The sequence below is a fragment of the Streptomyces angustmyceticus genome (assembly GCF_019933235.1).
Lineage (GTDB): Bacteria > Actinomycetota > Actinomycetes > Streptomycetales > Streptomycetaceae > Streptomyces > Streptomyces angustmyceticus.
Map to the genome: position 1 here is coordinate 2,209,558 of NZ_CP082945.1, position 12,375 is coordinate 2,221,932.

Annotated in this window: 8 protein-coding genes; 4 read left to right on the forward strand and 4 right to left on the reverse strand. The window is 71.9% G+C overall.

Annotation, left to right across the window (positions count from 1 at the left end):
* Positions 1 to 66: 66 nt before the first annotated feature.
* Positions 67 to 1,530, reverse strand: a complete 1,464-nt coding sequence (gene eccD, locus K7396_RS10025) for a type VII secretion integral membrane protein EccD (protein WP_086719172.1) — start codon at positions 1,528 to 1,530, stop codon at positions 67 to 69.
* A gap of 254 nt (positions 1,531 to 1,784) precedes the next feature.
* On the opposite strand from eccD, the gene eccCa reads away from it, so the two are divergent.
* Complete coding sequence (eccCa, locus tag K7396_RS10030; protein ID WP_086719173.1) at positions 1,785 to 5,741, forward strand: type VII secretion protein EccCa; 3,957 nt, start codon at positions 1,785 to 1,787, stop codon at positions 5,739 to 5,741.
* A 150-nt stretch (positions 5,742 to 5,891) separates the two neighbouring features.
* Here the strand turns inward: eccCa and K7396_RS10035 are convergent, their stop codons facing one another.
* Both K7396_RS10035 and K7396_RS10040 read right to left on the reverse strand, forming a co-directional pair.
* On the reverse strand, positions 5,892 to 6,668 hold the full coding sequence (locus K7396_RS10035) for a WXG100 family type VII secretion target (protein ID WP_086719174.1): 777 nt from the start codon (positions 6,666 to 6,668) through the stop codon (positions 5,892 to 5,894).
* On the reverse strand, positions 6,665 to 6,973 hold the full coding sequence (locus K7396_RS10040; protein ID WP_086719175.1) for a hypothetical protein: 309 nt from the start codon (positions 6,971 to 6,973) through the stop codon (positions 6,665 to 6,667). The genes K7396_RS10035 and K7396_RS10040 overlap by 4 nt, the downstream gene beginning before the upstream one ends.
* Before the next feature lie 238 nt (positions 6,974 to 7,211).
* On the opposite strand from K7396_RS10040, the gene K7396_RS10045 reads away from it, so the two are divergent.
* The 3 genes from K7396_RS10045 to K7396_RS10055 all read left to right on the forward strand — a co-directional run bounded on the left by K7396_RS10045 (position 7,212) and on the right by K7396_RS10055 (position 11,697).
* Positions 7,212 to 7,619, forward strand: a complete 408-nt coding sequence (locus K7396_RS10045; protein WP_152104832.1) for a hypothetical protein — start codon at positions 7,212 to 7,214, stop codon at positions 7,617 to 7,619.
* A 365-nt stretch (positions 7,620 to 7,984) separates the two neighbouring features.
* Complete coding sequence (locus K7396_RS10050; RefSeq protein ID WP_086721943.1) at positions 7,985 to 10,375, forward strand: ATP-binding protein; 2,391 nt, start codon at positions 7,985 to 7,987, stop codon at positions 10,373 to 10,375.
* On the forward strand, positions 10,372 to 11,697 hold the full coding sequence (locus tag K7396_RS10055; RefSeq protein WP_152104833.1) for an SUKH-4 family immunity protein: 1,326 nt from the start codon (positions 10,372 to 10,374) through the stop codon (positions 11,695 to 11,697). Before K7396_RS10050 ends, K7396_RS10055 begins: the two co-directional genes overlap by 4 nt.
* A 219-nt stretch (positions 11,698 to 11,916) precedes the next feature.
* On the opposite strand, the gene K7396_RS10060 is transcribed toward K7396_RS10055, so the two are convergent.
* The gene (locus K7396_RS10060) at positions 11,917 to 12,216 is read right to left on the reverse strand and encodes a hypothetical protein (protein ID WP_152104834.1); all 300 of its coding nucleotides are present in this window, start codon (positions 12,214 to 12,216) and stop codon (positions 11,917 to 11,919) included.
* Positions 12,217 to 12,375 lie beyond the last annotated feature (159 nt).

Below are 12,375 nucleotides of genomic sequence, written 5' to 3' on the forward strand. Positions count from 1 at the left end.
CCAGTTGAAAACGGCCCCCCGACCGGGTGGTCGGGGGGCCGCGGAACAGGCGGGCGGGCGGGTTCCTCAGTTGCCGGTGAGGCCGCGCACCTTGCCGTAGACCTCCAGGACCGCCAGGCACAGCGGCACCAGGGACAGCAGGATCAGTCCGTCGAAGATGTCGAAGATCCGGCCCCAGAAGGGGGTGACACCCTTCTGCGGGACGACCAGGCCGACGCCCACCAGGAGGGCGGCGCCCGCGGCGATGCTGCCGGAGAACCAGACGGTGCGGATGTTCAGCGGGCCGGAGTCCTGGAACTTGGCCAGCTCGACGAAGATCTCCGTCGGCGGGTTCAGCGCGATGCCCAGGATGAGCAGGACGATCGTGAGGATGCCGGCGATGGTCAGGCAGGCGACCTGCGCGGTGTAGTCGAACAGCCGGGCACGGAGCATGATCGTGATGCCGGCGGCCAGCGCCAGCAGCTGGGCCCACATGTTGTCCGAGAAGCCCAGGACCACACCGGCCGAGCCGACGGTCAGGGCGGCGCAGCCGGCGACGAGACCGAGCAGCAGCTCGTGACCGCGCTTGGCCTGGTTGCCGATCTTGACGAAGTCGACGGACTCGGTCTCGCTGCCGCTGTCGTAGGAGCCCTTGGCGATCTGGTCGGGCGACTTGTAGCCGATGGGCAGCCGGGCGAAGCGGGCGGAGAGGCCGGGCAGCCAGGCGACCAGGGCGATGGAGACGACGGCGGTGACGGCGGCGACCTCGCGGGGCGCGGCGTCGGTGAGGATCGCGGCGAAGACCGCGAGGGTCCCCATGGCGGCCAGGAAGGCGGCGGCGACGAAGGGGGCGTCACCCTGCGGCAGCAGGACCACCAGCAGGACGGCGGCGATCAGTACGGTCACACAGCCGACGAGGAGGTGCAGCCGGCCGGGTCCCGAGCCCTCCTCGACGGGGAAGATGCCGGAGCCGGCGATCAGCAGGTGCGGGAGCGAGGCCAGGCCCAGCGCGATGGACGAGCCGTGGTCGTCGTAGACACGGGCGCGGACGCCGGCCAGCGCGACCAGCACGATGCCGACGACACCGGCGATGATGCCGGGCAGGCGGTGCATGTCGCGGTCGACGGGGTTCGAGAACCACAGGGCGAACGCCATCATCACGAGCAGCAGCACACCCGCGCTGAGGCCGACGACCCGCATCAGGTCGTCGCTCCAGCGGCTGCGGTTGCGCTTGACGGCGGAGGCGACGGCGTCGGAGACGTCGTCGAAGACCGGGAGCGGCAGCGATTCGGCGAACGGCTTCAGGAGAAGGAGGTCGCCGTCGAGGATCTGCTGCTGGGCGAGCGACTGTCCGGCGTCGAGAACCGTGCCGTCGCGGCGTACGAGGTGATAGCCGGTCGGTGCGCCCTCCGCCTGCGACTGACCGGAGAGCCGAAGGATCTCCGGGTAAATGTCGACGAGTGCGACGTCCTCCGGCAGAGCCACATCAATCCGTGCATCCGGCGCGGCGACTGTGACTCGGCAAAAGCCGGTGCCAGTACTCGTGCTCACCTGGCGGTTCCCCCTATCCGTTGGGCGTTTTGTCGCTTCGCGCGCCGTATATATAGAGCCGTCACTACGAGGCCGGGGCACGCTCGCGAGGCGTCAGCGTACCGTCCAATTCGGCGGCCGCCCCACCCACCCCGAGTCCCGGCGGTTGACAGTAGGATCAACGCCTGCGTCGGGCCACGTACTTGGCTCGGGGGACCGTCGAATCCAACGGGGGCGGTCCGAGACTGCGAGATGCATGAAGGACTGATGCCTCGGTGAGCGTTGTCATTGTCAAGCGCCCGCCCCGCGCGCTGCCACCTGAAGTCCCCTCGGAGGAGGTGACACTCGAGGCGCCTCCGGAGCTTCCGCGTGAGGGCGAATCAGAGAACATGCTGATGACCCTTATGCCCATGATGGGTATGGCGTCTTCGGCGGGATTCTTGTTCATGGGCAACCAGCCGTTCATGAAAATCATGGGCGGCTTTATGGTGGCGTCCACCCTGGCAATGGCGATCGTGCAGATCGTCAAAGCCCGGCAAGGGCCTTCCGGGCAAATGCTCCAAGAGCGCCAGGATTACCTCAAGTACCTGACGCAGAAGCGGAAAGAAGTACGGCGTACCGCGCGCAAGCAGCGCGACGCGCAGTTGTTCACCCACCCCGATCCGAGCCAGTTGTGGTCGGTCGTGGCCGAGGGCAAACGCGTGTGGGAGCGCCGGGCGACCGATCCGGACTTCGGGCAGGTACGACTGGGGCTGGGGCCGCAGCAGTTGGCCACTCCCCTGCGGGCCCCGGAGACCGCGCCGGTCGACGAGCTGGAGCCGCTGACCGCGCATGCGATGAAGGAATTCCTCGACAAGCACGGCCAATTGGACAACCTGCCGCTGGCCGTCTCGCTGCGGGCCTTCTACCACCTGACGGTCTCCGGTGACCCGGACACCGTCTACGGCGCCTCGCGCGCCATCGTCGCCCAGCTGTGCACCCTGCACTCGCCCGAGGACCTGGTGGTGGCCGTCGTCGCCGCGCCCGGTGCGCAGGCCGAGTGGGAGTGGACCAAGTGGCTGCCGCAGGTGCAGGACAAGTCCACGGACGGCGCCGGGTCGCGCCGGCTGGTGGTCGGCGACCTCGGTGAGATCGAGGAGCTGCTGGCGGACGAGCTGGAGGGCCGCGGACGGTTCAACCCGCAGGGCACCCCGGTGACCGACACCCCGCACGTGCTGGTCGTGCTGGACGGCGGCGAGGTGCCGATGGACTCGGTGATCGCCGGGGCCGAGGGCCTGCAGGGCGTCACCATCCTGGAGGTCGTCCCGGGCGACCTGGACGAGATCCGCGGCGGTCTGGCCGTGCAGGTGTGGCCGGGCAAGCTGGTGCTGGAGTCGGCCAGCGGCGCGGTCTACCACGGTGTCTGCGACACCCTGTCGATCCCCGAGGCGGAGGCGCTGGCGCGTCAGCTGGCCCCGCTGCGGGCGGGCTCCGGCGCGGACGGCGAGGAGCCGCTGCTGTCGAACCTGGACTTCACCGACCTGATGAACATCGGTGACGCCGGTTCCGTCGACGTCTCGCGCACCTGGCGGCCACGTACGCTCCACGAGCGGCTGCGGGTGCCGATCGGTGTCGACAAGGACGGCCAGCCCGTCATGCTCGACATCAAGGAGGCCTCGCAGGAGGGCATGGGCCCGCACGGCCTGTGTGTCGGTGCGACCGGTTCCGGCAAGTCCGAGGTGCTGCGCACCCTGGTGCTCGCGCTCGCGGTCACCCACTCCTCGGAGACCCTGAACTTCATCCTCGCGGACTTCAAGGGCGGCGCCACCTTCACCGGTATGTCGGAGATGCCGCACGTCGCGGCCGTCATCACCAACCTCGGTGAGGACGTCACCCTGATCGACCGCATGCGCGACTCGATCACCGGTGAACTCCAGCGCCGTCAGGAGCTGCTGCGCTCCGCGGGCAACTACGCCAACATCACCGACTACGAGAAGGCGCGTGCGGCGGGTGCCCCGCTGGACCCGCTGCCCTCGCTGGTGATGGTGCTCGACGAGTTCTCCGAGCTGCTGACCGCCAAGCCCGACTTCATCGACATGTTCATCCAGATCGGCCGTATCGGCCGGTCGATGGGTGTGCACATGCTGCTCGCCTCGCAGCGCCTGGAGGAGGGCAAGCTGCGCGGTCTGGACACCTTCCTCTCCTACCGGCTGGGCCTGCGGACCTTCTCCGCGGCCGAGTCGCGGACCGCGATCGGTGTGCCGGACGCCTACCACCTGCCGAACGTCCCCGGTTCCGGCATCCTCAAGTACGACACCGAGACGATGGTCCAGTTCAAAGCCGCGTACGTCTCGGGCCCGTACCGCGGCCCCGGTGCGGGCGGCGGTCCCGGTGGCAGCCGCACGAACCGGCTGCCGGTGCCGTTCACCGCGGCCCCGGTCGTCGAGCAGATCATCGAGGACCCCACGCCGGTCGAGCCGGTCGAGCCGGAGCAGGACGACGCGCTCGCCGACACCGTGCTCGATGTCATCGTCCAGCGCATGCAGGGCCAGGGCCCGCCGGCGCACCAGGTGTGGCTGCCGCCGCTGGACGAGCCGCCCACGGTCAACCAGCTGCTGCCGGCCCTCGCGGTCACACCCGAACGGGGTGTGCACGCACCGGAGTACACCGCGCTCGGCAAGCTCGTGGTGCCGGTCGCGCTGGTGGACAAGCCGTTCGAGCAGCGGCGTGACGTGATGTACCTGGACTTCTCCGCCGGCGCCGGTCACGGCCTGGTCGTGGGTGGTCCGCAGTCCGGCAAGTCCACGCTGATCCGGGCCGCGATCGCCTCGTTCGCGCTCACCCACACCCCGGCCGAGGTGCAGTTCTACTGCCTCGACTTCGGTGGCGGCGGCATGCTGACCATGGAGGGCCTGCCGCACGTCGGCGGCGTCGCCTCGCGTCTGGACGCGGAGAAGGTGCGCCGTACGGTCTCCGAGGTCGTCGGCATCCTCAACGAGCGCGAGGAGTTCTTCCGGGCGAACAACATCGACTCGATCGGCACCTATCGCCAGCGCCGGGCCTCGGGCGCCTACCCCGACCAGAAGTGGGGCGACGTCTTCCTGGTCATCGACGGCTGGGCGACGTTCAAGACCGACTACGAGCAGATGGACCCGGTGATCCTGGACATCGCCGCCCGTGGTCTCGGTTTCGGTGTCCACCTGATCATCGCCGGTGCCCGTTACACCGAGGTGCGGCCCGCGCTGCGCGACCAGCTCCTCAACCGCGTCGAGCTGCGCCTGGGCGACCCGATGGAATCGGAGTTCGACCGCAAGCGCGCGGAGAACGTGCCGATGGGCAAGCCCGGCCGCGGTATGTCCCCCGAGAAGCTCGACTTCCTGGCGGCGCTGCCGCGGCTGGACGGGATGAGCGACCCGGAGACGCTCAGCGACGGCATCGCGAACCTGGTGTCGACGGTCAGCGAGCACTGGCAGGGCGAACCCGCCCCCGCGGTGCGGATGCTGCCGACGATGCTGCACGTCAACGAGCTGCCCAAGGGCAACGACTACCCCGAGCACGGCATCGCGATCGGCGTCGACGAGACCACGCTGTCCCCGGCGTTCATCGACTTCGAGACCGACCCGCTGCTGGTCATCTACGGCGAGAGCGAGTCGGGCAAGTCGTCGCTGCTGCGTCTGCTGGCCAAGCAGATCGCCGAGCGGTACCCGTCGGAGAAGGCGCTCATGGTGGTCTCCGACTACCGTCGCGCCCTGCTCGGCGAGATCCCCGAGAGCCACATGTACAAGTACTGTGCGGCGGGGCCGCAGTTGCAGGAGGTCATCACGGGTCTGGCCGGTTCGCTGGGCCGCCGGATGCCGGGCCCGGACGTCACGCCGGAGCAGCTGCGCAACCGCAGCTGGTACGACCTGCCGGACGCGTTCGTGATCGTGGACGACTACGACCTGGTGGCGACCAGCAGCGGCAACCCGCTGCAGCCGCTGCTGGAGTACCTGCCGTTCGCCCGTGACCTGGGTCTGCGCCTGATCATCGCGCGCAGCTCCTCGGGCGCCGGACGTTCCTCGTTCGAGCCGGTGATGCAGCGGACCAAGGAGCTCGGCGCGCAGGGTCTGATCCTGTCCGCCGACCCGGCCGAGGGCCCGCTGATGGGCAACATCAAGGGCCAGAACCTGACGCCGGGACGGGCCACGTTCATCACGCGCAAGCGCGGTGCGCAGCTGGTCCAGACGGGCTGGCTGCCGGCGAACAGCGGCTGACCGGACCGCACACGGCAACGGCGGTGGGGCGTCCCTCCTGGGAGGGGCGCCCCACCGCCGTTTCGTGCGGGTGGGGCCGGGGTGGCCTTGCGCGGTGCCGGTCCGGGTGTGGGGCCGACGCTTGCGTGCGCGGCCCGGCCCGGGGGTGCGTCAGCCGAAGGCCCCGTGCTGGGTGACGTCGGGGCCGGAGCGGTCGGGGGCCTCGCCGCCGGAGGGCACGGTGTCCTTGCCCCCGGGGGCGTCGGCCGCGCGGGCCGGGGCGGCGGGCGCCTGGGACGGGGCGGCGGACCCGTTGGGCGGGGCGGTCGCTGTTTTCTTCCGCGGCCCGGCCTGCGGGTCGCGCTCGGCGCCCGGGTCCGGCTCCGTGCCGGGCGGCCGGCTCCGTACGCCCTTGGCGATGCCCTCGCCGCCCCGGGTGGCGGCCGCACCGTCCTGTGCCGGGCCGAACGGGTCGGGCCCCTGCGCCGCCGTGGCGGTGTCCCACTCGTGCCGTACGGACGGCCGCCCGCCCTGGCCGCCCCCGCCGCCGCGCTTGCCGAAGGCGCCGCCGAGGCCGCCCGCGAGCTGGCCGAGCGCCATGAAGCCGTAGGCGATCCCGGGGCCGGACGACGACTGCGCGCCGTCGCCGGAGCGGTCCGCCGGCGGGGTGTCGTGGTCCTTGTCGTCCGGGTCGTCGGCGGGCCGCGCGGCGGCGTTCTCCAGGTCGGCGGCGGCGAGTTCGAAGACCGGCAGCGAGTCGTCGACGGACCGCTTGAGGCGGTGCCACTCCCCCGCGAACGCCTCACCAGCCGGGCCGTGCCAGTTGGCCGCGGCGGCGGTGCCGACGTGCCGGTCCAGCTCGCGGACGAGCCCGTCGAGGTGCTTGCCCATCTCCCGCCAGCCGGCCGCCGCCTCGTGCAGGGCCTGCGGGTTGCCTCGCTCGCTCACCGGACGCTCCGCATCATCTCGGACAGCTCCTCCTCGGCCGCCTCCGCACGGGCGACGGTCTCCTTGATCCCCCCGCCGACCTCGGCGAGCCGCTGCTGCAGCTGGACGAGGGCCTGCTCGGCCTGCTCGTACAGCTCGCGGTAGGGCCGGGCCGCCTCGTCGCTGCCGAATCCGTCCCGCAGCGCCTCGGCGTCCGCCCGCCGCCGGAATGCCGCGAGCTGCCGGCTCAGTTCTTCCGCACGTATCTCGAAGGTCGCACCGAGCTTGTGCAACTCCTCGGTACTGAGCCGGACTTCATCGGACATCATTTCTCCCCGAATTGCATGACGGCCACCTGCCGACATCGCTTCAGGTCTAGCACACCCGCAATAGGCCCGAAGCCCTCTCAGGAGCGGGCGCGGGGCGGACCGCGGAATTCGCCGTGGAGCAATATCCGGCAATACCGACAACCCCCGCCTTGACGCCCCGTTCACACCCGTCATTAGACTCATGCCGCCGGTGCCGCACAAGCGGCCCTGTGCCATCACGTTCCAGGGGGCAGACATGAACAATGAGCGGCAGATCCAGGACGAGGACCTGATGGACGTCGCCCAGGATCCCGAGCAGGCGCACCGGCTGCGCAAGGCGCTGAAGGTCCTGGCGGACAACCCCAACGTCGGCGGCAAACTGCAGGAGATGGCCCAGGAGGTGCTCTCCGGGCGGATCGGCATGAAGGACGCGATCGAGACGCCGCGGTACATGGACGCGCTGGGCGACCGGATGAACGAGATCCGGCGGGCCGCGGAGAACCAGACGATGGCCGAGCGCGAGGAGTCCCGCGAGAAGTTCGCCGCCTGGCAGAAGGAGCAGGAGGCCAAGGAGGACGAGGAGCGCGCCGAGCGCGACGGCCCCTCCGGCAGCATCGTGACCGGCCCGCGGCGCGGCGGCCGGGGCGGCGGCCACCGGGGCTGACCGGAGGCCGCGGGGGGCGAGGACTTCGCCCCCCGGTTCGGAGAGACGCCCGCCTTTCCCTCTCTCCGAAATCCGTTCAAACACTGCGGAAAGCCGATACGGAAGAAAGCGGATCGACCGCCGGATCATGCGGACGGACCTGCTTTCTTTCCGCACACGGCGATCTCCTTTTCTCCACATCGGGCCCGGGGGCAACGGCGTTCACACCCGCCCCCGCCCGCCTTCCGCCACGCCCCCCCGCACACCGGCCCCGGCCTGCGTGTTCCAGTTCCGGCACAGCCCACCCCGCGCAGCGCTGCGCACGCGGCACGGATCATAGGATCGAGCCGGACACGCAGGAATCCACAAAGGTGGAGGCGGGATTGATGGGGGACGAGGAAGTCATGAGCGCCTCAGGCGAAGGAAATGCCGTGGCAGCCGGATACGCACCACATCCGTACATCGGCGGCCGCACCGCCGTGCTCCGCGCACTCGCGGCCTGGCGCATGCGCTGGCCCGGCGCACCGCGCGTCATCGTGCTCACCGGCAACCCGGGCAGCGGGCGATCGCGCCTGGTCACAGGCTTCTTGATGATGTGCGACCCCGGCTACCGCAAGCAGTTGCCGCTGGACGACCTGGACCCGGCGACGGTGCCCCCGGACCTCCCCGCACCCGCCGTACCGAGCCCCGCGGGGCGCACCGCCGCACAGCTGTTGTGGATGATCTCCGATCATTTCGGACTGGACGCCGGGCGCGGCGATGACATCTTCACCGAACTCGCCGCTCGTGAAGAGCCGGTGACTCTGGTGGTGCCGGATGTGGACCGGGCCGGTCCGGTGCGCGCCGCGGACGAGCCGGCCCGTGTCGTCCGGGACGTGCTCAAGCCGCTCGCCGCCACCGAAACGGTTCAGCTGCTCGCCGAGGTACCGCGCGAACTGGCCGCGGAGCTGGCCGGGGCACTGCCGTCGGGCCAGGCGCAGATCATCGACCTCGACGCGGCCGAGTGGGCCGACCCCAAGGGCCTGGTGCTGCACGCCGAGACCGCGCTCACCCCCGAGGCGGGGGCGCCGGACCTCCCGTTCACCACCGACCCGTCGGCGCGCCGGGCGCTCGCCGAGGCCCTCGCGGCCCGCGCGGACGGCAACCGGCTCACCGTCCAGCTCGCCGTGCAGTCGCTGCTCCTGCAGCCCGAGGGCTTCGACCCGGCGGACGCGTCGCTGCTGCCCGGCACCGTCGGCGAGGCGCTCGACCTGCACGCCCGCCGGCTGGGCGCCGATCCGCAGACCCTGCGGCTGATGCTGGCGCCGCTCGCGCTGGCGGAGGGCGAGGGGCTGCCCGTCCAGCTGTGGGGCACGCTGGCGAGCGCGGTCGCCGGCCGGGACATGAGCCAGGACCTCACCGACGGCATGCTGCTGGCCGCGCCGTTCGTCCAGCCGGTCGAGCCGTCGCGGGACGGGGACGGGAACGGCGACGGGGGCGAGGACGGGAACCGGGGCGGTGTCCCGAGTAGCGCCGCGGACGGCGGCGGGGCCGGTGCCGGGGCCGGTGCCGCTTCCGGTGCCGGCAGCGACCGTACGCTGCTGCGCCTGACGCACCCCGGGGTCGCCGAGGAGATCCGCTCCGGCCTGCCGGACGTCCGCGACGCCCAGACCCGGATCGCCATGGCGCTGCTGGAGGCGGTGCCCCAGCAGGACTGGTCCCGGGCCGATCCGTACGTCCGCGACCATCTGGCGGCGCACACCCTGGACGCCGGCCTGCTCCCCCAACTCCTCACCGACCCGGGCCTGTTCGCGCACGCGGACCCGGTGACGATGCGGACCGCCATCGAGGCCGTACCGCCGGAGCAACTGGGCGCACCGGCGCGTACGTACCTGCGCACCGCCCCGCTGCTCACCCGCTCCGCGGCCCCCGCCGAACTGCGGGCGGCGTTCCTGGAGTCCGCGTTCGTCGAGGACGGGCTGGTGGCCTACGCGGAGGCCCTGCACACGCTCGGCTTCCGCCTGCCGTGGCGGACACTGTGGAGCGTGCCGCTGGTCGGCGTCCGCGCGGTGACGACGGGGACGCTGCCGCCGGCGAACGAGAGCGCCGGCTCCGCGGTGGACGCGGGCGGGAACCCGGACGGGACGTCGGCGGAAGCGGGCGGGAACCCGGGCGGCACGGCGGCGGAAGCGGGCGGGAACCCGGATGGCACGTCGGCGGAGGCAGCCGGGGGCCCGGGTGCGACACCGACCACCCCCTCCACCTCCTCCGGCCCGTCCGGCTCCTCCGGCCCGTCCGGCTCCTCCGGCTCCGGCGCCCCGGCGCCGGTTTCCGGTACCGCCGCGCCCCGTCCCGTGGCCGCCTTCCTCGTCCCCGAGGGAACCCCGGGCTCCCGTACGCTGCCCGGCCAGGACGGCGACGCCCCCGGGGCGGGCGGCCGGGCCCTGCTCGTCCACGATCTGCTGCGCCCCGGGTACCTCGACGCCGATCCGGCACAGGTGCAACTGACCTCCGCGCAGGCCCAGGAGGCCGCGCCGTTCGGGCTCAGCCGCGGCGCCGACTACCTGCGGGTCTGGGCCCGGGCGAGCGAGGAAGTGGTGGCCGCGCTGGTCTCCGACACCCCGTTCACCGGCGCCGACCTCTCCCCGGACGGCGTGCTGGTCGTGGCCACCGCGCGCGGTGTGACCGCCCGGCAGATCCTCGCCGCGGCTCCCGCGCCCGCCCCCACCGTGCCGGCCCAGCGCACCGGCACCGCCGACTCCGCTCCGTCCGACGGCCTCGAAGGAGACCACTCGTGATCACCCAGGCGCAGGCCCAGGCCACCGCCGCCCGCTGGCTCAGCCCCGAGGGGCACCAGGGTCCGCCGCGGGACGTGGCCATGCAGGAGTTCGACCTCGGCTGGGTGGTGTGGGCCGTACCGCCGCCCCCGGAGACCGACCCGCGGACCGGGCAGCGGCGCCCGCCCGCCGAGGTCGGGGCCGCCTGCGGAGTCGTCGACCGGGCGTCCGGCGAGCTGACGGTGTGGCCGTCGGTACCGGTCGACGAGGTCATCGGGATGTACCGGCAGAAGCACGGCGCCGGAGCGGCTCCCTCGGCACCCGAGGAGCGCCCGGTCACCGGCCCCGGCAACACGGCCGTCGCGACCTACAACGACCCGTCGACCGGCGAGGAGACCAGCCTCGCCCGGGTCTCGGCGCCCGGAGCCCCGCCCGCCGAGTACCAGCTCCTCGACGAGCTGCGGCGGCTGGGCGCGGACCCCGCGGACGTCCGCGCCGTCCACACCGATCTGCGCTCCGCCCTCCTGCCCGGCGGCTACCCCGGCGACCTCCTCCTCCGCACGTTCACCAACGCCACGTTCTCCTGCACCGAGGGCTACGGCATGCGCCCCGAGGAGCGCGCCGAGGGCGTCGCCGGGCTGGTGCGGCACGTCGAGATGATGCACCGGATGGCGGGCCGGGAGGCGCCGCCGCGGCCGCACCGGCTGCCGGTGCCGCAGCACGTCGAGGCCGCGCCGCAGATGCGTGACGTGGCCCTCGGCAGGCACCTCGTGGAGGTCTTCGGCCCCCAGGGCGTATGCCGTCCGGACGCCGACGACCTCGCCGCGACGCGGCTCCCCGGGGCCACGAGGAACACCCTGGTCTGGGCCGGACTGCCCGCCCAGGTCCCGTACTTCTTCACCGCCGACCGCCCCGACGCCCCGCCGGCCGGCGGCCTGTTCACGGACGTGGCGACGCACCTGCGGGAAACCGGCACCCAGGCCGGCGAAGAGACCCTGACGACCCTCGCCGGCTACGTCCGGCTCGGCACCGACGGTCTCTACCCCCTCGCCGTCCAGTGCACCGCGACGGAACAGAACCAGAACCTCATCGGCACCGTCTGGGCCGTCCAGCCCTCCTCGGGCGGCGGCCGCTTCGTCAACCGCTCCGTCGCCACCTACCTGCGCTCCCTCGCCCTGCTGACCACCACCCGCACCCACATGCAGGGCATGGACCCCTACGCGGCCGGCACAGCGGTCGCCACCTTCCAGCAACAACTCGCGGCCATCGACCCCTGGTCACTCGACGACAACAGCAACTGGTGGTCCCTGATCATCGAGCAGATGTGGCATGGGTTGTTCTGAGGGACGGGGAGGGCTTCGGGGGCTTTATTAGGGGTCTTAAGGGGCTTGGATGCCTGGGGGCTTGGGGCTTGGGGCTTGGGGCCTGGGGCCTGGGGGCTTCCGCGCCTTCAGGGCTCAGGAGAGCGTGTTCCACACTGGGGAACGGGGGAACCGAGGAAGGGGAGAACTCGGGAGCCAGGGGCTGGCGGCTTCGAGGGGGCAGTGCCCTCCCCCTACCCATCAGGGCAACAACAACCAGTCCGCGGCCAGTGCGGCCGCCAGGCCAATAGCCAACAACCAGGTACCGAGCCGGGTACGCCCGTGCCGACTGAGTTCGATCACCACACCACAGAGCACCAGCGCGGCCCCGTACACCCCGACCACCAGCACCGACGTACGCGACGCCAGGCGCACCACGAGCACCACCGCCATCGCGGCCATCAACACCGAGGCCAGGACAATGCGTATTCGCCTGGCCTGACGAGGCGTCAGCCCCACTCGACTCTCAGCAAGGGGCTCTTCATCGCCGACTACGTCCATGAGCGGGAATGCTACGGGACGAGTGATCACCAAGGCCCCCCACTCCCCCGAACAACGCCAACTACACGGAACCCGGAGCCGATTCACCTCACCCTTCGGCAAAACTCCGAACCCCCGGGGCCAGGAGCACGCACACCCTGGCCCCCGAGCCGCCCACCC